Here is a 20,085-nt window from a genome sequence, read left to right on the forward strand (position 1 = left end):
GAGGAGTGGGGGCGCCGGTAGGTGGGTCGGGTTCTCTGCCCGGGTTCTTTGGTTGGTCGGCCGACGCACCGCCGTCCGACGCACCGCCGTCCGGCGGGCCGGAACGTGGTACCGCCCCACCGGCTTGCGGCCGGGCGGCTTGCGGTGCGACCTGCACTGACAAATGTCACCGATATCTCGGGACAGGCGCGTCTGTTGCGGTGCGGGGCTCTGGACGAAGCTTGAGACACCAGAAGAACGAAGAGCGACGAACGACAAACGACGAAGCAGCAGCGGCCAACGGCCCAACTCGGGGGAGTCAACAGTGAGTAGCACCCAGCCTCAGTCCCAGTCCCAGCCTCAGCCCAAGCCCCAGTCCACCAACCCACTCCTCAAGAGCCTCATTCCGCTGATCGTCGACGCCGGCATCCCGATGGCCTCGTACTACCTCCTCAGCGAGGGCTTCGGGTTGAGCACGGTGGCCGCGCTGGGCTGGAGCAGTGTCGTGCCCGCGCTGCGCACGGTATGGGGACTGGTCCGCAGCCGGACCGTCAACGGCCTTGCACTGCTGATACTGATCGTCAATGTCGTCGGGCTGGTGATGAGCTCGGTGGCCGGCGACCCGCGCCTGATGCTCGCCAAGGACAGCGCCGTGAGCAGTGTGATCGGGATAGCGATCCTGCTCTCCGTACGGATGAAGCGTCCGCTGATGACCGCGGGGCTCAAGCCGTGGGTGACGAAGGGGAGCGCGGCCGGCGATGCCGCGTGGGACCGGCTGATGGCGGGATCCGAGCAGTTCCGGCGGGCCGAGCGGAGGTTCTCGGCGATATGGGGGAGTGCGCTGCTGGCCGAGTGCGTGCTCAAAGTGATCGGTGCGTACACCGTGCCGGTGCACACGATGGTCTGGCTGGGCACGGTGCTGACCGTCGTGGCCATCCTGGTGGCGATGGTCGTCGCGGGGGGAGGCGCCGCCGAACCGATGGAGAAGATGATCAAGGCCGAGATCGAGCGCACCGCCGACGCAGGAACGGCCGACACGAGCCACACCGCCGCAACGGCAGTTGCCCCCGCTGCGGAGACGGTCGGAACCGCACGCTGACCAGGCGTTGGCCAATGCCGCCCCTACCCGGGTGACCAGCAGAAGCGCGAAGCTGGTGCGATCGGCGCGGCGGTCGGTGATCCGCGCAGCGGGACCCGCCTCGCGCTGAGCGGCGCGTGGGCAACCAAATCCGCCCGGCCGGGGTTCCACTCAGTGAACGAACCGAGGCACGGAACCACCCCGGGTCGTGCGGTCGATCGGCCATGGCGGCAAGTAAGGTCCCGAAGCGACGGGACGTCCACGGCCAACGCGGCGCCGAGGGTTCGTCAGAACCCTTACCACGGACGGCTTTTCGTGCGGCCACGAAGGGAACGCAAGTCATGTCGAGTGTTCACACCGAGGTCAGGCCCGGCGTCCATACGGGCGGGCCGGCCTCCCTGCACGCGGGGCTGGTACGGCGGAATCCCGGGGAGCCGGAATTCCACCAGGCCACCCTGGAGGTGCTGGAGACGCTGGCCCCGGTGCTGGCGGCCCGTCCCGAGTTCGTCGAGGCGAGGGTGCTGGAGCGGCTCTGCGAGCCGGAGCGCCAGATCATCTTCCGGGTCCCCTGGCAGGACGACTCCGGAGCGATTCACATCAACCGCGGCTTCCGGGTGGAGTTCAACAGCGCGCTCGGCCCGTACAAGGGCGGTCTGCGCTTCCATGCGTCGGTGAATCTGGGGATCGTGAAGTTCCTCGGCTTCGAGCAGATCTTCAAGAATTCCCTCACCGGTCTGAACATCGGCGGCGGCAAGGGCGGCAGCGACTTCGATCCGCACGGCAAGTCGGACGCCGAGGTGATGCGGTTCTGCCAGTCGTTCATGACCGAGCTGCACCGCCATCTCGGCGAGCACACCGACGTCCCGGCGGGCGACATCGGCGTCGGGGGCCGGGAGATCGGCTATCTCTTCGGCCAGTACCGGCGGATCACCAACCGCTGGGAGGCCGGAGTCCTGACCGGCAAGGGCCTCCAGTGGGGCGGCTCCAGGGCCCGTACGGAGGCCACCGGTTACGGCAATGTGCTCTTCACCCAGGAGATGCTCAAGCGCCGCGGTGAGGAGCTCGACGGGCAGCAGGTCGTGGTCTCCGGTTCCGGCAATGTCGCGATCCATACGATCGAGAAGGCGCAGGCGCTCGGCGCGCAGGTGCTGACCTGCTCCGACTCGGGCGGCTATGTCGTCGACGAGAAGGGCATCGACCTGGCCCTGCTCAAGCAGATCAAGGAGGTCGAGCGCGGGCGGGTCGGTGAGTACGCCGAGCGGCGCGGGCTGTCGGCCACCTATGTGCCCGGCGGCCGGGTCTGGGACGTCGCCTGCGATGTGGCCCTGCCGTCTGCGACCCAGAACGAGCTGGACGCCGACGCCGCCCGGATCCTGATCCGTCATGGCGTCAAGGCGGTCTCCGAGGGCGCGAACATGCCGACGGCCCCGGAGGCGGTGGCGCTGCTGAAGGAGGCGGGCGTGGCCTTCGGGCCGGGGAAGGCCGCCAACGCGGGAGGGGTGGCGACCAGTGCGCTGGAGATGCGGCAGAACTCCTCCCGTGAGGCGTGGACGTTCGAGCGGACGGAGGCGGAACTCGCGGCCATCATGCGGGGGATCCATGACACCTGTGCCGAGACGGCGGAGCGGTTCGGGCGGCCCGGCGACTATGTCGCGGGCGCGAACATCGCCGGATTCGAACGGGTCGGGGAGGCGATGCTGGACCAGGGCCTGATCTGATGCCCGACCCGCCCCGCCCACCCGCGCCCCGGTCCGTATCGTGACCCTATGAACATCTGCGTCTTCTGCTCCGCCGCCGACCTCGACGACCGCTATGTCGTCCCGGCCCGCCAGTTCGCCGAGCTGATAGGCAAGGGCGGCCATGCGCTGGTCTGGGGCGGCTCGGACACCGGGCTGATGAAGGTCATGGCCGACGGGGTGCGCGGGGCCGGCGGGAAGCTGATCGGGATCTCGGTGGAGTTCCTGGCGCACGCGGCGTACGAGGGCGCCGACGAGATGGTCGTCACCAAGGACCTCGCCGAGCGTAAGGCGCAGCTGCTGGCGCGCGCCGACGCGATCGTCGTCATGGTCGGCGGTACGGGCACCCTGGACGAGGCCACCGAGATGCTGGAGCTGCGCAAGCACGGGCTGCACACCAAGCCGGTGGTGCTGCTGAACACCGCCGGCTTCTATGACGGGTTGAAGGAGCAGTTCCTGCGGATGGAGGCGGAGGGATTCCTGCCGCTGCCGCTCGCCGAACTGGTCTTCTTCGCGGAGGACGGGGTGGGCGCGCTCGCGTACCTGGAGGAGAAGGCGGGCATCCAGGGCTGACCGCACCGGACCCTCCCGTGCCCGCCCTTCCCGCACCGGGCCCGCCCGGCCCTCGTTAGGATCGCCCCATGGGTACGCATGTGATCACGGGCGCAGGGTCGGGCATCGGAGCGGCGGTCGCGAGGCGGCTCGCGGAGCGTGGGGAGGACCTGTGGCTGCTGGCGCGGGACGCCGTACGGGCCAAGGAGCTGGCCGGGCAGTTCCCCGGTGCCCGCACGTTCGTCGGTGACCTCGCCAACCCCGAGAAGCTGGCCTGGGCCTTCGGCCATCAGCCGCTGCCGGACCGTATCGACTCCCTCCAGCACATCGCGGGCGTCGTGGAGCTGGGCGCGGTCGGCGACCTGCCGGCCAAGGCGTGGCAGCGTCAGCTCGCCGTCAACCTGGTCGCGCCGGCGGAGATCACCCGGCTGCTGCTGCCGATGGTGCGGATCGCCAAGGGACATGTGGTCTTCGTCAACTCCGGTGCGGGCCTCAACGCGCATGCCCAGTGGGGCGGGTACGCCGCCAGCAAGCACGGCCTCAAGGCGCTGGCCGACTCGCTGCGGGCGGAGGAGCACGGCAACGGCGTGCGGGTGACGTCGGTCTACCCGGGGCGTACGGCCACGCCGATGCAGGGCAGCGTCCACCAGCAGGAGGGCAAGGAGTACGACCCGTCCCGGTGGATCGACCCGGAGTCGGTGGCGTCGACCATCCTCACGGCCATCGATCTGCCGCGGGACGCGGAGATCAACGACGTATCGGTGCGGCCGGGGCTCTGAAGCCTTGGGCGACGCCGCCCCGGCCCGCTTTCCCGCCGCCCGGCGTACGCTGCACGGGTGACCAAAGATGCGAAGGCGACCGCGGCGGCGGGGTGCGGGTTCCGGGAGATCCGGGGGCTCGTCACGGAACTGGGCCGCCGGCTGGACGCCCATCAGCGCAGCCGGATCGCCGAGCTGGATCTGACGCCGACGCAGGCGAAGGCACTGGAGGAGCTGGGTGAGCCGAGGACTGCGCGGGAGCTCGCCGGGATGCTGTGCTGCGAGCCGCCCAATGTCACCTATGTCATCTCCAAGCTGGAGAAGCAGGGCATGGTGGAGCGCCGGCCGCATCCGCAGGACCGGCGGGCCAAGCAGCTCGTACTGACCGAGGCGGGGCGGGAGTTGCGGCTGGATCTGCTGCGGCGGATGGGTACGGAGTCGCCGCTGGATCACCTCTCGCATGAGGAGCGGGTCGCGTTGCGCCAGGGTCTGCTGAAGGCGTTGGGGCGGGACGGCGCGGCGTAGCCGCCAGTGGTGGGAGTGGGAGCCTCGGGATGCCCCCGGGGCTCCTTTCGCATGCGGTCCTCGCATGCGGTCCTCGTCTGCGTCCCGCGTACGCGTCTTCGTATGCTTTCCGTAAAGTTATAGCTGTAACTGTTGCGCCGTCCAACAGCTACAGCTTTAACTAAATCCATGATCACTCAGACAGCGGCGCCGCGCGTGACGGCGAGCACGGTGCGCCCCCCTGCGCGCTCCTCGGAGCGGCCTCGCGGCGGACTCCAACTCCTCGTCCTGGCACTCGGGTTCGTGATGGCGAGCCTGGACACCGGCATCATGAACGTCGCCGCGAACGACCTGCGGGCCCGGCTCGGCCTGACCATGTCGGGCCTGACCTGGGTCGTCGACGGCTATGTGCTGGCCTTCGCCGCGCTGCTGCTGCTCGCCGGGTCGCTCGCCAAGCGGTACGGGGCCCGCCGGATCTATCTCATCGGGCTCGCGGTGTTCACCGGCGCGTCCCTGCTGGGGGCCGCCGCGCCGGACGGCGCCGTCCTGGTGGCGGCCCGCTTCGCCCAAGGGGCGGGCGCGGCGCTGTTCATGCCCAGTTCGCTGTCCCTGCTGATGAACGCCTTCCCCGAGCCGGCCCGCCGGTCGAAGATCCTCGGTATCTGGTCGGCGATCGTCTCGATGTCCGTCGGGCTGGCCCCGTCCCTCGGCGGCCTCCTGGTCGGCACCCTCGGCTGGCGCAGCATCTTCCTGGTCAACCTGCCCATCGGCCTGGTCGCGTTGCTGCTCACCCCGCGGGTCGTCGCGGCCGTACCGGGGCGCGGCTCCGCGCTCGGCGCCGGCGGGCACGTCCTGGGGCTGCTGGCGCTCGGTTCGCTCAGCTACGGGCTCATCGAGGGGCCCGGCAAGGGCTGGACCTCGGCCGCGGTCCTGGGGGCGTTCGCGGTGGCCGTGCTGGCCGCGGCCGGATTCGCCGTACGGGAACGCCGGGCGCGCACCGCGATCCTGCCGGTCGCGCTCTTCGCGGACGGCCGCTTCGCCGCCGCCAACGCCATCGGCTTCCTCTTCAACTTCGCTTTCTACGGGGCGCTGTTCGTCCTGGGACTCTTCCTCCAGACGGCGCGCGGCGCCGGTCCGGTCGCGGCGGGACTCCAGATGCTGCCGGCCGTCCTGATCATCCCGCTCGGCAACATGCTCTACGCGCGGTTCGGCCCGCGTCTGGGCAACCGGGCGGCCCTCGCCGGCTCCCTGGCGCTCGCCGCGGCGGGCTATGCCGTCCTCGTCGTGATCCTGTCGCCGGCCCTGCCGTACGGGGTGATCGCGGTGGTCCTCGCCGTCGCCAACATCGGGAGCGGGATCGCCTCCCCGGCGATGACCGGCGTCCTGATGGCCGCCGCGGGCCGCGAGCACGCCGATATCGCCAGTGCGACCCTCAACGCCAACCGCCAGGTCGGCTCCCTCGTCGGCATCGCCGGGATGGGCGCGGTCCTCACCGCGGCGGGCGGCGGCCACCAGGGCGCGACCGTCGCCTTCGCCCTGACCGCCCTCGCAGTGGCGGCCGCGGCGGTCATCGGGTGGGTGGGGGTGCGCGGGCGGGCGTGAGCGCACCCGGTCCGCCGCATACCCTCTCCGGGTGAGCACGAACAGCACGCACAAGTGGGCCGCGGGCGTGGCGACCGGCATCGGGTCGATGCCGGGCGGCGATGCGCGGGAAGCGGCCAAGACCGTCACCGGGTCGCTGGAGTCCTTCCCGTATCTGCCGGAGCTGCCGGCCCGGGGGCCCGGCGCCGACATGATCGGACGGACCATCGGGATGCTGGTCGAGGTCTGGGCCCATGTGGAGCCCAGCGGCTGGCGCATCAGCGACCGGCCGGGGCGCGACACCCGGCGCGCCCGCGCCTGGCTGGGCGAGGACCTCGACGGCCTGGAGGAGTTCACCCAGGGGTACCAGGGGCCGCTGAAGGTCTCGGCGGTCGGGCCCTGGACCCTGGCGGCCGCCCTGGAACTGCGGGGCGGCGAGGCCGCGCTGAGCGACGCCGGAGCCTGCCGGGATCTGGCGGCGTCGCTCGCCGAGGGGCTGCGCGGGCATCTGGCCGACGTACGGCGGCGGGTGCCCGGCGCCGAGGTGGTGCTCCAGCTGGACGAGCCGTCGCTGACCGCGGTGCTCCAAGGGCGGGTGAAGACCGCCAGCGGCTACCGCACCCACCGGGCCGTGGACCGGGCGGTGGTCGAGGGCGCGCTGCGTGATCTCGTCGCGGCGGCGGAGGGCGGGCCCGTGGTCGTCCACTCGTGCGCGCCCCAGGTGCCGTTCGGGCTGCTGCGGCGGGCCGGGGTCGCGGGGATCTCGTTCGATTTCTCGCTGCTCACCGAGCGTGAGGACGAGGCGATCGGGGAGGCCGTCGAGGGCGGTACGGCGCTGTTCGCGGGCGTGGTGCCGGGCGTGGACGGTCCATTGTCAGACCCTGCCGGTAGCGTCATGGGTGTCAGGACGCTGTGGCGCAGGCTGGGGCTGGCACCGGGGATTCTCGCCGAGTCCGTGGTCGTCACTCCCTCGTGCGGACTGGCGGGTGCTTCGCCCGCATATGCCCGTACGGCGCTCGCCCACTGCGTCCGGGCGGCGAGATCGCTCGCAGACAACCCTGAGTGACCGCACTCACGGACCACGGGAGGACAAGACGGTGGCTGGCGAACAGCACGCAGCGGTATCCGATGTGCCCGCAGCGGCGCGGGAGCAGCATGCGCAGCTCGCTGAGCAGATCGAGGAGCACCGCTTCCGGTATTACGTGAAGGACGCCCCGGTCGTCAGCGACGCGGAGTTCGACAAGCTGCTGCGCTCCCTGGAAGCCCTGGAGGACGAGCATCCGACGCTGCGCACCCCGGATTCGCCGACGCAGAAGGTGGCCGGCTCCTACGCCACGGAGTTCACCGAGGTCGCGCACCGCGAGCGGATGCTCTCCCTGGACAACGCCTTCGACAACGACGAGTTGGCGGCCTGGGCCGAGCGGATCGCCGGCGAGCTGGGCGGCGACGCCAAGAGCGCCGGCTACCACTTCCTGTGCGAGCTGAAGGTCGACGGCCTCGCCGTCAACCTCACCTACGAGCACGGCCGCCTCACCCGCGCCGCCACCCGCGGCGACGGCCGCACCGGCGAGGACATCACCCCCAACGTCCGCACCATCGCCGAGATCCCGCACCGCCTCAAGGGCGACCGGATCCCCGAGCTGGTCGAGGTGCGCGGCGAGGTCTACTTCCCGATGGAGAAGTTCCTCGAGCTCAACGAACGCCTGGTGGCCGACGGCAAACCGCCGTTCGCCAACCCCCGTAACGCCGCGGCCGGTTCGCTGCGCCAGAAGGACCCCAAGGTCACCGCGACCCGCCCGCTGCACATGGTCGTGCACGGCGTCGGCGCCCGCGAGGGCTTCGCCATCGACCGTCAGTCGCAGGCGTACGACCTGCTGCACGAATGGGGCCTGCCGACGGCGGCGCACGCCCGGGTGGTCGACTCCCTGGAGGCGGTGCGCGCGTTCATCGCCCACTACGGCGACCCCGTCATCCGCCGTACGGCCGTCGAGCACGAGATCGACGGCGTGGTCGTCAAGCTGGACGAGATCCCGCTCCAGGGCCGCCTCGGCTCCACGGCGCGCGCGCCGCGCTGGGCGATCGCCTGGAAGTATCCGCCGGAGGAGGTCAACACCAAGCTGGTCGACATCAAGGTGGGGGTCGGCCGCACCGGCCGGGTGACGCCGTACGCACAGGTGGAACCGGTCACCGTCGCGGGCTCCGAGGTCGAGTTCGCCACGCTGCACAACCAGGAGGTCGTCAAGGCCAAGGGCGTGCTCATCGGGGACACGGTGGTGCTGCGCAAGGCCGGTGACGTGATCCCGGAGATCCTCGGCCCGGTCGTCGACCTGCGGGACGGCAGCGAGCGCGAGTTCGTGATGCCCGCCGAATGCCCCGAGTGCGGTACGCCGCTGCGGGCCATGAAGGAGGGCGACATCGACCTGCGCTGCCCCAACGCGCGTACCTGCCCTGCCCAGTTGAGGGAGCGGGTCTCCTATCTGGCCGGCCGGGAGTGCCTGGACATCGAGAACTTCGGCGAGGTCGCCGCCGCGGCGCTCACGGGACCGCTGGAGCCCGCCACCCCTCCGCTGGCCGACGAGGGCGACCTCTTCGACCTGACCATCGAGGACCTGCTGCCCATCAAGGCGTACGTCCTCGACAAGGACAGCGGACTGCCCAAGCGCGACCCCAAAACGGGCCACGAGAAGGTCGTCACGGTCTTCGCCAATCAGAAGGGCGAGCCGAAGAAGAACGCCCTCGCGATGCTGGAGAACATCGCGAAGGCCAAGGACAGGCCCCTGGCCCGGATCATCAACGGCCTGTCGATCCGGCATGTCGGCCCGGTCGCCGCCCAGGCCCTCGCCCGTGAATTCCGTTCCCTGGAGCGGATCGAGCAGGCCACCGAGGAGGAGCTGGCCGCCACCGAGGGCGTCGGGCCGACCATCGCGGCCGCGCTCAAGGAATGGTTCGCCGAGGAATGGCACCAGCAGATCATCGAGAAGTGGCGGGCGTCCGGCGTCCGGATGGAGGAGGAGCAGACGGGCGAGGAGGGCCCGCGTCCGCTGGAAGGCGTCACCGTCGTGGTGACGGGCACACTTCAGTCACACACCAGAGATGGCGCGAAAGAATCCCTCCAGACTCTCGGAGCGAAGGTGACCGGTTCCGTTTCGAAGAAGACCGGTTTCGTAGTGGTGGGGGATAACCCGGGTTCGAAGTACGACAAGGCCATGCAGCTGAAGGTGCCTGTCCTGGACGAGGACGGCTTCGCGGTGCTGCTGGAAAGGGGTCCCGAGGCGGCACGGGCGGTAGCGGTCACTCCGCCTGAGGGGGAGTGAGAATTCACCCCACTGGCGCATACCAGATCGGCCAAGGACGCCAGGTCGCATTCGGGCAACCGCTGCGGATAGCTGCCCGTTGTGGCCCTGGGCGGCCTACTGTTGATGGTGTGCGCCTGCCGTGGCGCGGGCTCAGCCGGCTGTGAGAGGGATCGGAATGAAACCGACCGACAGCGCCGCTCCGGCGTCGCGGCTCCAGCGGTTCGCCGTGCCCGCGCTGCCCGCGACCATCCTGGCCGCGGCGGGCCTGGCGCTCGCCGCAGGCGTCGTCCACACCCTCGGCGACGGCGATGCGCTCTTTCCGGGAGGACCCGTCGGCTGGTCGCTGGCGATCCTCACCGGCATCATCGTCGGCCATCTCGTCGCCCTGGGCCGCGACCGCTGGTGGGGCGGCACGGGCTCGGGCGCCGCCCTCGCCCTCGCCGTCCTGCTGCTGTACGGCTGGGTGCCCGCCACCCTGGTCAGCCTCGCCGTCGTCGTCCTGGTGGGCGCCGCCCGCAGGCACCGCTGGCGCCAGGCCGTCCTGCACGGCGCCGTCGACGTCCTCGGCATCGGCGCCGCCGCACTGGGCCTGGCGTTCTTCGGCATCGACGCCTCCGTCCACCACCCCTGGACCCCGCAGGACTGGGACCTGGCCGTCCTGCCCGAAGTGCTCACCGCCGCCGGGGTCTATCTCGTCGTCAGCCGCGCCCTGCTGTGGTGCACGCTGGCCCCGCGCACCGGCCAGCTGCGCACCGTCGCCCGTACGGCCGTGGCGCGCCAGGTCCTCGTCGGCATCGCGCTGCTGGGCATCTCCCCGCTGATCGCCGTCTGCGCCGTCCACGCGCCGCTGCTGCTCCCGCTGTTCGCCGTCCCGCTCATCGCGCTGGACTCCACCCTGTGGATCGCCCGCGCCCGCGCCGAGGAGCAGCTGCGCGATCCGCTCACCGGACTGCCCAACCGCCAGTGGCTGCTGGAGCGCACCTGGAGCGCGCTGGACGACGCAGAGCGGGTCGGCGCCCGTTCCGCCCTGGTCCTGATCGACCTCGACCGTTTCCGTTCCGTCAACGACACCCTCGGCCATCTCGCCGGCGACCGTCTGCTGCTCCAGATCGCCGACCGGCTGCGGCACGCCCTGCCGCGCGCCGCCGAGGCGGCCCGGCTCGGCGGCGACGAGTTCGCCGTCCTCCTGCCCACCACCGACTCCCTCACCAGCTCCCAGCGGGTGGCCCGCAACCTCGTCGCCGCCCTCGGCTCCCCGCTCGACCTCGACGGTCTGACCCTCGTCCTGGAAGCCAGCGCGGGGGTCGCCGTCTTCCCCGACCACGCCCTGGACGCCGAAGGGCTGCTGCGCCGCGCCGATGTGGCGATGTACCAGGCCAAGCGCGACCGCAGCGGCGTCGAGCTCTACGAGGCCAAGCGCGACGGCAACACCCCCGACCGGCTCGGCCTGCTGGGCGATCTGCGCCGCGCCCTGGACGCCGGCGACGTCGAACTGCACTACCAGCCCAAGGTCGGCTTCGACGGGCATGTGGCCGGGCTGGAGGCGCTGGTCCGCTGGGTACACCCGGACCGCGGCAGAGTCCCGCCGGACGAGTTCATCGCCATCGCCGAGTCCTCCGGGCTGATGCCGCGGCTGACGGAGTACGTCCTGGAGACGGCCCTGGCCCAGGTGGCGCGCTGGCGCGCGATGGGCTTGGAGGTGCCGGTCGCGGTCAACGTCTCCCCGCGCGATGTGCACTCGCCCGGCTTCGCCGGCGCCGTCGCCGCCCGCCTGGCCCGACATCGCGTCCCACCGGGCGCCCTGCAACTGGAGATAACCGAACACGTCCTCCTGGAGGATCCGCAGCGCGCCGCCGACACCCTCGCCGGGCTCACCGCCCACGGCGTGAAGATGTCCCTCGACGACTTCGGCACCGGCTACTCCTCCCTCGTCCATCTGCGCCGCCTCCCGGTCAGCGAGCTCAAGATCGACCGCTCCTTCGTGGCCCGGCTGGCCGTGGACACCGAGGACGCCGAGATCGTGCGCTGCACCCTCGACCTCGCCCACTCCCTGGGCCTGCTGGTGGTCGCCGAGGGCGTCGAGGACGACGAGACCTGGGAGCGGCTGCGCGACCTGGGCTGCGACGCCGTACAGGGCTGGCTGGTGGCCGCCGCGATGCCGCCGGACGAGACCACGGCATGGCTGCGGGCCCGCGGCGAGCGCGGCTGGCAGCGTGAATCGGAGACGGCCGCCCTGCCGGCGGCGGAGAAGGCAGCTCAAAGCCCTTCGGGACAGGTCCTGAACTGACGACCCGGCCATCGGCCGTCCCGTGTCCCCGCTCCGAAGCAACGCCGCCCGACCAGCCACCGCAGCCCACCGAGGACGCCCCCGCGCCCCCGGACGCACCGCCCCAGGACCCGCCCGGCGGATCCGGCACGCCCGCATCCGAGGCGCCCGGCCCCGGCACCGCCCCCGGACCCGCCGCCCCCGGACCCGCCGCCCCGGAGACCGAGGACCCGCAGCCCGACTAGCCCGTCCGCCCCGCACCACCCCGCGCCGTCCCGCACCCTCGCGCACCGCTTCGCGGAATGCGTTTCGGCCCGGTGTTCCCCACGCCATAGGATTGGGCCGGAAAACGTTCACAGGAGCTACGGAACAGGGGAGCACTCGCCCGGAATCTCCGTCATGCTCCGCCGGGAACACCCGCCCAGAAAACTCCGCCCAGAACACCAGAGGATCGCTGCATGCCTGGCATCACGCGCGAGGAGGTCGCCCACCTCGCCCGGCTGGCACGTCTGGAGCTGCAGGACGAAGAGCTCGACCACTTCGCCACGCAGCTCGACGACATCATCGGCGCGGTCGCCCGCGTCTCCGAGGTCGCCGACCAAGACGTTCCGCCGACCTCCCACCCGCTGCCGCTGACCAACGTCATGCGCCCGGACGAGGTCCGTCCGTCGCTGACCCCCGAGCAGGCGCTCTCCGGCGCCCCGGCCCAGGAGCAGCAGCGTTTCAAGGTGCCGCAGATCCTGGGCGAGGAGTGACCGACATGGCAGACCTGATCAAGCTCACCGCCGCCGAGATCGCGGCGAAGATCGCCTCCGGCGAGCTCACCGCCGTCGAGGTGACCGAGGCCCACCTGGCCCGCATCGAGGCCGTCGACGAGAAGGTGCACGCCTTCCTGCACATCGACCGCGAGGGCGCACTGGCCCAGGCCCGCGCCGTGGACGAGAAGAAGGCCCGCGGCGAGAAGCTCGGCCCGCTGGCCGGCGTCCCGCTCGCGCTCAAGGACATCTTCACCACCCAGGGCGTGCCCACCACCGTCGGCTCCAAGATCCTCGAAGGCTGGCTGCCGCCGTACGACGCGACGGTGACCAAGAAGCTCAAGGACGCCGACGTCGTCATCCTCGGCAAGACCAACATGGACGAGTTCGCCATGGGGTCCTCCACCGAGAACAGCGCCTACGGCCCGACCGGCAACCCCTGGGACCTGACCAAGATCCCCGGCGGTTCGGGCGGCGGATCGAGCGCCGCGCTGGCCTCCTTCCAGGCCCCGCTCGCCATCGGCACGGACACCGGCGGCTCCATCCGCCAGCCCGCCGCCGTCACCGGCACCGTCGGCGTCAAGCCCACCTACGGCGGCGTCTCCCGCTACGGCATGGTCGCCTTCTCGTCCTCCCTCGACCAGGGCGGCCCCTGCGCCCGTACGGTCCTGGACGCGGCGCTGCTGCACGAGGCCATCGCCGGGCACGACCCGCTGGACTCCACCTCCATCGACGCCCCCGTCCCGCAGGTCGTCGAGGCGGCCCGCAACGGCAGCGTCGAGGGCATGCGCGTCGGCGTCGTCAAGCAGTTCCGCGGCGAGGGCTACCAGGCCGGTGTCCTCCAGCGCTTCGACGAGTCGGTCGCGCTGATGAAGGAGCTGGGCGCCGAGATCGTCGAACTGGACTGCCCGTCCTTCGACCTGGCGCTCGCGGCGTACTACCTGATCGCGCCGTCCGAGTGCTCCTCCAACCTCGCCCGCTTCGACGCCATGCGCTACGGCCTGCGGGTCGGCGACGACGGCACGAAGTCCGCCGAGGACGTCACCGCCCTGACCCGCGAGGCCGGCTTCGGCCCCGAGGTCAAGCGCCGCATCATGCTCGGTACGTACGCGCTCAGCTCCGGCTACTACGACGCGTACTACGGCAGCGCGCAGAAGGTCCGCACGCTGATCACCCGCGACTTCGAGAAGGCCTTCGAGCAGGTCGACGTGATCGTCTCCCCGACGACGCCGACCACCGCCTTCCCGATCGGTGAGCGCGCCGACGACCCGATGGCGATGTACCTCGCCGATGTGTGCACGCTCCCGATCAACCTCGCGGGCAACGCGGCCATGTCGCTGCCGTGCGGTCTGGCCCCCGAGGACGGCCTGCCGGTCGGCCTCCAGATCGTCGCCCCCGCCATGAAGGACGACCGGCTCTACAAGGTCGGTGCCGCGGTCGAGGCCGCGTTCGCCGCCAAGTGGGGTCACCCGCTGCTCGAGGAGGCACCAGCACTGTGAGTGGAAAGCTTGCCAAGGCCAAGGGCTTCAAGAAGTCGAAGCCCGGCACGTATCTGTCCATCGGCACCACGCTGTTCGGCGCGGTGAGCATCGTCAAGCAGGCGAAGAAGGCCAAGACGGAGCAGGACACGCTCCAGATGATCGACGCCGTCGTCTCCGCCGCCGCCATCGTCACCGGTGTCGCCCTGCTCGTCCGCGAACTGCGCCGTCTCCACGACGACGACGTCCTCGCGGGCTGACCGGCGCCGGACTGAGAGGTTAGTTTCACCGTGACTGTCACCGACCTGGTGTCGTACGAGGACGCGCTGGCCGCCTACGACCCCGTCATGGGGCTCGAGGTACACGTCGAACTCGGCACCAAGACCAAGATGTTCTGCGGGTGCTCCACCACCCTGGGCGCCGACGCCAACTCGCAGACCTGCCCCACCTGCCTGGGCCTGCCCGGCTCGCTGCCGGTCGTCAACGCGACCGGCGTCGAGTCCGCCATCAAGATCGGCCTGGCCCTGAACTGCTCCATCGCCGAATGGTGCCGCTTCGCCCGGAAGAACTACTTCTATCCGGACATGCCGAAGAACTTCCAGACCTCCCAGTACGACGAGCCGATCGCCTTCGACGGCTACCTCGACGTGCAGCTGGAGGACGGCGAGGTCTTCCGCGTCGAGATCGAGCGCGCCCACATGGAGGAGGACACCGGCAAGTCGACGCACGTCGGCGGTGCCACCGGCCGCATCCACGGCGCCCGGCACTCCCTCCTGGACTACAACCGCGCCGGCATCCCGCTCATCGAGATCGTCACCAAGCCCATCGAGGGCGCGGGCGAGCGCGCCCCCGAGGTCGCCAAGGCGTACGTCGCCGAGCTGCGCGAGCTCATCAAGGCGCTCGACGTCTCCGAGGCCCGTATGGAGCAGGGCCAGATGCGCTGCGATGTGAACCTCTCGCTGCGCCCCAACGGCACCGAGAAGTTCGGCACTCGTTCGGAGACCAAGAACGTCAACTCGCTGCGCTCCGTGGAGCGCGCGGTCCGCTTCGAGGTCCAGCGGCATGCCGCGGTGCTCTCCTCCGGCGGCACGATCGTCCAGGAGACCCGCCACTTCCACGAGGAGGACGGCTCCACGACGTCCGGCCGCATCAAGGAAGAGGCCGAGGACTACCGCTACTTCCCCGAGCCGGACCTGGTGCCGGTGGCCCCCTCCCGCGAGTGGGTCGAGGAACTGCGGGCGGCCCTGCCCGAGCTGCCGCGGGTGCGCCGCAACCGCCTCCGCGAGGAGTGGGGCATCAGCGAGCACGACATGCAGTCCATCCTCAACGCCGGTGCGGTCGACCTGATCGTCGCCACCGTCGAGGCCGGTGCGGATGCCGCCGCGGCCCGTAAGTGGTGGATGGGCGAGCTGGCCCGCCGCGCCAACGAGGACGGCGTCGAGCTGGCCGCGCTGCCGATCACGCCCGCCCAGGTCGCCCGGGTCACCGCCCTGGTGGCCGACGGCTCGCTCAACGACAAGCTGGCCCGCCAGACCATCGAGGGCGTGCTGGCCGGCGAGGGCGACCCGGACACCGTCGTCGACAAGCGCGGCCTCAAGGTCGTCTCCGACGAGGGCGCCCTGGGCACCGCCGTCGACGAGGCCATCGCCGCCAACGCCGCCATCGCCGACAAGATCCGCGGCGGCAAGGTGGCCGCGGCCGGCGCCCTGGTCGGCGCGGTCATGAAGGCCACGCGCGGGCAGGCGGACGCGGCGCGGGTGCGCGAGCTGATCCTGGAGAAGCTGGGCGTGGAGGGCTGACCCAGCCGGTTTCCTCCCCGTCAGTGACGTCCGTTCCCCAGCGGGGGACGGGCGTCACGCGCTTCTCAGCCGTCCGGCTGTAGGGGCCCCGCGTCCGGCCGGTAGACGTTCGAGCGCCGCGCCGTCATGCGCAGCCGAAGCCTGATCGCGAGTTGTTCGTCGGGCGCCGAAGCGCGGGGGTACAGGCAGCCGTACAGCGGAGCCTGGGACATGATCCGGCCCAGTCCCCAGGCGGAAAGGGTGTAGGCCGCCGGACCGTTGCCCGACGGGCGCTCCCGCACGACGAAATTGCGCGCGATCAGGGCGACCCACGCCTCGGGGTCGGCCAGCTCGCGGGCGACCGGCTCGGGTACGGTGACCTCCCTGTTGACCAGGTGGACGACCGCCCGCCACTGGCGGCTGCTCATGGCCTCGGCCAGGAACCGGACCAGGGTGGTGGCGGCGCGTTCCGGTGCCTCGTCGATGGCACGCGAATGGGCCTCGATCAGGGACCGGGCCCGTTGGGCTTCCCGGTCGCTCTGCGCATACGCCAGGCTCGCCGTGGCCTCCGCCCTCGCCTTCAGCCCCAGCCGCAACTGCGTCAGTTCGTGGTTCACCAGCCGGCACACCACGCTCGGGGGACGACGCAAGAGGCGTGCCACATCGAGGAGTTGGGGCTCCGCCATGTCGATGACCGCTGCGGTGTGCGTGGTGTGTGCGCGGGCGAACAGCGTGTCCAGCAGCTGTGTGATCTTCTGGCGGCGTGCGCCGGCATGCGGATGGCGGTCCAGAGCGGCGTCGATCTCCCGCAACTGTACGGAGAGTTCCCGGGCGAGCCGCAGCGGCAGCGTGCTGTCCGTGCGCGCGGGAAGCATCGCGGCACGTTCCAGATCGCGGTAGGCCGCGACGCTGATGCCCAGCCGGGCCGAAAGCTCCGCCATCGTGAGCCCCGCGGACAGGCGGAGCGTGCGTATGCCGTCCTGGGGGCTGGTCGGTTCCCGGTAGAGCTCCTTCGCCGGCACCCGGAAGATCCGGGCCAGTTGGGCGATCCGGGCGGCCTCGGGCACCGACGTGCCCGCCTCGTACGCCAGAATGCGGGCCTTCGACGTGCCGACCCTCTGGGCCAGTTCAGCGGCGCTCAGCAGACGCCCGTCGACGGGCTTGCTGCGCCGCAGACCGGCGAGGACGCGGTGGTTGAACGGGGCGGCTCCACGGGCCATGGTCTCTCGTCACCTTCCTCAAGGAGGCAGCCGACTGGCAGGAAGGATACCGTTTAGGCTCAGTTACGCGTACAACTACTTGTTGCAGGTGGCTCGCCTGGAAGTCTTGTACGGGATCAGCGGCTTGGCCGGTATCGTTTAGCCTCGAATAGGGTTCCCTGGTGCGGCCGCGTACCGGCAGAATCAGGGACGCGGATTCAGTGCCGCGGATCTGGAATCGCCCATTGGCCGCATGCCAAACGGTTCCAGCGAACAGGCGAGCCACAAAAGGAAGTGGCCCGCGTGCGTCATGGGGGCCAATCCACGAACGAACGCGGGCCGGGCCGGCTCGGTAGAGGCGGCGGATGAGGGCGGTTACCTCATCCGCCGTTGCCGTGGAAGAGGTTCCAGAGTGACGTACCTGCGACGATGACATCGCACGTCAACTGGACCCACTTTTCCGACGACTTACCCGTCTTACCGCGATCCGCCTCCGAGGGGTCGGCTCGGTCCGGGGGTTCGTCCCGGTCCTCCCCGTCCCGTGTGGAGTTATCGGCCATCGGATCTGTCTCCCTTCGCGTATCCCTTTTGGGCAGGCCGGTTGGCCAGCTGCACCCGCCGACCGGGAGCGAAAGAAAGAGTGGGATGAGCTTACCGGGTCCGCCCGCTGAGACTCGAACGCGCAAAGTGGTGTGCACCCGCAACTGCTGGGAGTCTTACGACCGGTGACGCGGGATTCGGACTCCGGGTGTCTCGCCAAGTACTGACGTAACGTCAAAACACCTGGTCAGGGGCCTATTTATGATCCATCAAGCGGGCGGTGTGGACCGGCAATTCGGCGATTGTCGCGGCCGCCGCCGCCCTTATGATCCAGGTCACATTCGCGTGACGGTGTGCCTCACGGTGGCTACTTTCCGGTAGGTAGCTTGTGTTCGATGAGAGTGCCTAGTGAACAAGTATGCGCGTCATCGTGATCCGAATCGTTCGTGAACCCCTCAACCTCGTTCAGTTCAAGGGTAGTTACCGCAAACGTGGCGTTGCTGGTGCGAACGGTGCCACCTTCACCCGTCGAGGGGGAATGCCCCGCCGGCGTGCGGTGCTGTCAAGGAAAGGGATCACGGATCACATTCGGCCGGCCGACTGCGCGCCGGACAGTGGAGGAACGAGCCATGGCACAGCAGGCTACGGGGCGCTGTGGTTCGGCGAGGCGCAGGCGACCAAGGAGGCGTTCAGCCACGCCGGTCTGCTCCTTGCGGCCACCGAGCGGATCACCGTCGCCACCGGTATCGCCAACATCTGGGTACGGGACGCCACGGCGATGAACGGCGCCGCGCACACCCTGGCCGAGGCGTACGACGGCCGCTTCCTGCTGGGCCTCGGGGCCAGCCACGCCCCGCAGGTGAACGGCCGCGGCCATACGTACGCCAAGCCGCTCGCCGCGATGAGGAACTATCTCGATGCCATGGACGCGGCCCCGTACGACGCCCCCGTGGGCGAGCGGCCGTTCGCCCGGGTCCTGGCGGCGCTCGGCCCCAAGATGCTGGAACTGGCCGCCGAACGGGCCGCGGGCGTGCACCCGTACTTCGTGACCCCGGCGCACACCGCCAAGGCCCGCGAGGCCCTCGGCGAGGGGCCGCTGCTCGCCCCCGAACAGGCCGTCCTGCTGGAGCCCAACCCGGCGACCGCCCGTGCGCTGGCCCGGGAACACCACCTCGGCTTCTACCTTGCCCTGCCGAACTACGTGAACAGCCTGCGCCGACTCGGCTTCGAGGACGACGACTTCACCGGCGGCGGCAGCGACCGGCTGGTCGACGCGATCGTGGCCTGGGGCGACGCGGACGTGATCCGGCGACGGGTGCAGGAACGCCACGCCGCGGGCGCCGACCACGTGGCCATCCAGCCGGTGGCCGCGGACCGCGGCCTGGGCCTGGACCAACTGCGGGAGCTGGCACCGGCGTTGCTGGAGGTGTGAGGGACGTCCTCAGCCCGCCACGTCCGCGACGAAGGCGGCCCAGGCGGCCGCGCTCACGCAAAGTGCCGGGCCGCCGGGGTTCTTTGAGTCGCGGACGTGGATGGCCTGGGGGGAGGTGGCGACCTCGATGCAGTCGCCCCCCGCGCTGCCGCTGTAGCTGGACTTCCGCCAGTCGTAGGCGACTTCGATGCAGTCGCCGCCTTCGTCGCTGCTGTAGCTGGACTTGAACCAAGCGAGGGTGTCGCTGACGGTGTGCAGGGCTGCTGCGTTGGTCATGACTCTCCTAGCAGATCGTCCAGCAGACCCATGCTTTCGTCCGGGGTGAGGGCCTGTGAACGCAGCATCCCATACTTCTGTTGGTACACACTGACCTCATCTGGGTCATCGACCAGGAAGCTCACGCGCTGTGTCTCGATGTAGGCGACGTGATCGTGTTCCGGTGTTTCGAGCACAATCATCGGCCCAGCGAGCCCTGCATGAGTGCGTTCCGTCGGCATGATCTGTAGCCCGAGAAAGGGCAGTTCGGCGCACCTCCGCAAGTATCGGATCTGCTCGCGCATTACCTCGGGGCCGCCGACGGGGCGATGCAGCATCACCTCCTCCAGGACGAAATTCATCATCGGAGGCGTGGGCTCGCGTTCGAAGACCTTCTGGCGGTTGAGACGTGCTGAGAGCCGCTCTTCCGCCAACTCGGCGCCGATCGGCGGGTATAGGCAGGAGAAGAGTGCTCGGCCGTATGCCTCGGTCTGGAGCAGCCCAGGGACCACCGAGTTCTGATACGAGAGCAGCGTCAGCGCCTCGTCCTCATGCTCCAGCAGATCCTGCACGAACGCAGGCAGCTTCTCCCGCTCCGGGACGTTCGACACCGCGACCGCCAACGCCCCCTTGGTGTCGAGGAGTTCATCGAGGGTCTCGGCCAGATCGATCTTCAGCGCTCTGCGCCCCTGCTCGATCGAGCCGATGGTGTCCTCGTGCAGACCCACCGCCTCGGCCAGCGCCGGTTGCGTCAACCGAGCCGCCTTCCGGAAGTGGCTCAACTGGGCTCCGATCACATGCCAGGACGTGATCCGCTTCCGTTTGTTCACCGGGTGCATGCGCGTTGCCTTCCCCCCGTCGTGACTGCCTGATGCGGCGCGGAGTCGTACAACGAATC

At 70.3% G+C, this 20,085-nt stretch carries 17 protein-coding genes; 14 read left to right on the forward strand and 3 right to left on the reverse strand.

Annotated elements, in window-relative coordinates:
• The first annotated feature begins 304 nt into the window (after positions 1 to 304).
• The 13 genes from B1H19_RS28085 to gatB all read left to right on the forward strand — a co-directional run bounded on the left by B1H19_RS28085 (position 305) and on the right by gatB (position 15,782).
• Positions 305 to 1,078, forward strand: coding sequence for a VC0807 family protein (locus tag B1H19_RS28085; protein WP_418361478.1), 774 nt, complete (start codon positions 305 to 307; stop codon positions 1,076 to 1,078).
• A gap of 320 nt (positions 1,079 to 1,398) precedes the next feature.
• On the forward strand, positions 1,399 to 2,775 hold the full coding sequence (gene gdhA, locus B1H19_RS28090) for an NADP-specific glutamate dehydrogenase (RefSeq protein ID WP_237289535.1): 1,377 nt from the start codon (positions 1,399 to 1,401) through the stop codon (positions 2,773 to 2,775).
• A 48-nt stretch (positions 2,776 to 2,823) separates the two neighbouring features.
• Entirely contained in the window at positions 2,824 to 3,366 is a 543-nt protein-coding gene (locus tag B1H19_RS28095) for an LOG family protein (RefSeq protein WP_083107527.1), read from the forward strand.
• A 68-nt stretch (positions 3,367 to 3,434) separates the two neighbouring features.
• Positions 3,435 to 4,124, forward strand: coding sequence for an SDR family oxidoreductase (locus B1H19_RS28100; RefSeq protein WP_083107528.1), 690 nt, complete (start codon positions 3,435 to 3,437; stop codon positions 4,122 to 4,124).
• Between the two features lie 57 nt (positions 4,125 to 4,181).
• Positions 4,182 to 4,628 (forward strand): MarR family winged helix-turn-helix transcriptional regulator, encoded by a 447-nt coding sequence (locus tag B1H19_RS28105; RefSeq protein ID WP_203237244.1) that lies wholly within the window; start codon positions 4,182 to 4,184, stop codon positions 4,626 to 4,628.
• Positions 4,629 to 4,796: 168 nt separating this feature from the next.
• Positions 4,797 to 6,209, forward strand: a complete 1,413-nt coding sequence (locus B1H19_RS28110; protein WP_083107529.1) for an MFS transporter — start codon at positions 4,797 to 4,799, stop codon at positions 6,207 to 6,209.
• A gap of 88 nt (positions 6,210 to 6,297) precedes the next feature.
• Positions 6,298 to 7,254 (forward strand): methionine synthase, encoded by a 957-nt coding sequence (locus tag B1H19_RS28115; RefSeq protein WP_418361525.1) that lies wholly within the window; start codon positions 6,298 to 6,300, stop codon positions 7,252 to 7,254.
• Between the two features lie 31 nt (positions 7,255 to 7,285).
• Positions 7,286 to 9,502 carry an NAD-dependent DNA ligase LigA gene (gene ligA / locus B1H19_RS28120; protein ID WP_083107531.1) on the forward strand — a complete coding sequence of 739 codons (2,217 nt, stop codon included), beginning with the start codon at positions 7,286 to 7,288 and terminating at the stop codon, positions 9,500 to 9,502.
• Positions 9,503 to 9,659: 157 nt separating this feature from the next.
• Complete coding sequence (locus tag B1H19_RS28125; RefSeq protein ID WP_083107532.1) at positions 9,660 to 11,771, forward strand: putative bifunctional diguanylate cyclase/phosphodiesterase; 2,112 nt, start codon at positions 9,660 to 9,662, stop codon at positions 11,769 to 11,771.
• A gap of 437 nt (positions 11,772 to 12,208) precedes the next feature.
• Positions 12,209 to 12,505: an Asp-tRNA(Asn)/Glu-tRNA(Gln) amidotransferase subunit GatC gene (gene gatC, locus B1H19_RS28130; RefSeq protein ID WP_030063999.1), complete on the forward strand. Its 297-nt coding sequence runs from the start codon at positions 12,209 to 12,211 to the stop codon at positions 12,503 to 12,505.
• 5 nt (positions 12,506 to 12,510) lie between these two features.
• Positions 12,511 to 14,004: an Asp-tRNA(Asn)/Glu-tRNA(Gln) amidotransferase subunit GatA gene (gene gatA / locus B1H19_RS28135; RefSeq protein ID WP_083107533.1), complete on the forward strand. Its 1,494-nt coding sequence runs from the start codon at positions 12,511 to 12,513 to the stop codon at positions 14,002 to 14,004.
• Positions 14,001 to 14,243 (forward strand): hypothetical protein, encoded by a 243-nt coding sequence (locus B1H19_RS28140; RefSeq protein ID WP_083107534.1) that lies wholly within the window; start codon positions 14,001 to 14,003, stop codon positions 14,241 to 14,243. The genes gatA and B1H19_RS28140 overlap by 4 nt, the downstream gene beginning before the upstream one ends.
• Positions 14,244 to 14,273: 30 nt before the next feature.
• Positions 14,274 to 15,782, forward strand: coding sequence for an Asp-tRNA(Asn)/Glu-tRNA(Gln) amidotransferase subunit GatB (gene gatB, locus B1H19_RS28145; protein ID WP_083107535.1), 1,509 nt, complete (start codon positions 14,274 to 14,276; stop codon positions 15,780 to 15,782).
• A 65-nt stretch (positions 15,783 to 15,847) separates the two neighbouring features.
• On the opposite strand, the gene B1H19_RS28150 is transcribed toward gatB, so the two are convergent.
• A complete protein-coding gene (locus tag B1H19_RS28150) occupies positions 15,848 to 16,981 on the reverse strand; it encodes a helix-turn-helix transcriptional regulator (protein WP_083107536.1) in 1,134 nt (377 codons plus the stop codon).
• Between the two features lie 1,057 nt (positions 16,982 to 18,038).
• Here B1H19_RS28150 and B1H19_RS28155 point away from each other — a divergent pair.
• On the forward strand, positions 18,039 to 18,932 hold the full coding sequence (locus B1H19_RS28155) for a TIGR03620 family F420-dependent LLM class oxidoreductase (RefSeq protein ID WP_083107537.1): 894 nt from the start codon (positions 18,039 to 18,041) through the stop codon (positions 18,930 to 18,932).
• A 9-nt stretch (positions 18,933 to 18,941) separates the two neighbouring features.
• Here the strand turns inward: B1H19_RS28155 and B1H19_RS28160 are convergent, their stop codons facing one another.
• Positions 18,942 to 19,208 (reverse strand): DUF397 domain-containing protein, encoded by a 267-nt coding sequence (locus B1H19_RS28160; RefSeq protein ID WP_083107538.1) that lies wholly within the window; start codon positions 19,206 to 19,208, stop codon positions 18,942 to 18,944.
• Complete coding sequence (locus B1H19_RS28165) at positions 19,205 to 20,026, reverse strand: helix-turn-helix domain-containing protein (RefSeq protein WP_083107539.1); 822 nt, start codon at positions 20,024 to 20,026, stop codon at positions 19,205 to 19,207. The genes B1H19_RS28160 and B1H19_RS28165 overlap by 4 nt, the downstream gene beginning before the upstream one ends.
• Positions 20,027 to 20,085 lie beyond the last annotated feature (59 nt).

It is taken from the genome of Streptomyces gilvosporeus, assembly GCF_002082195.1.
Taxonomy (GTDB): domain Bacteria; phylum Actinomycetota; class Actinomycetes; order Streptomycetales; family Streptomycetaceae; genus Streptomyces; species Streptomyces gilvosporeus.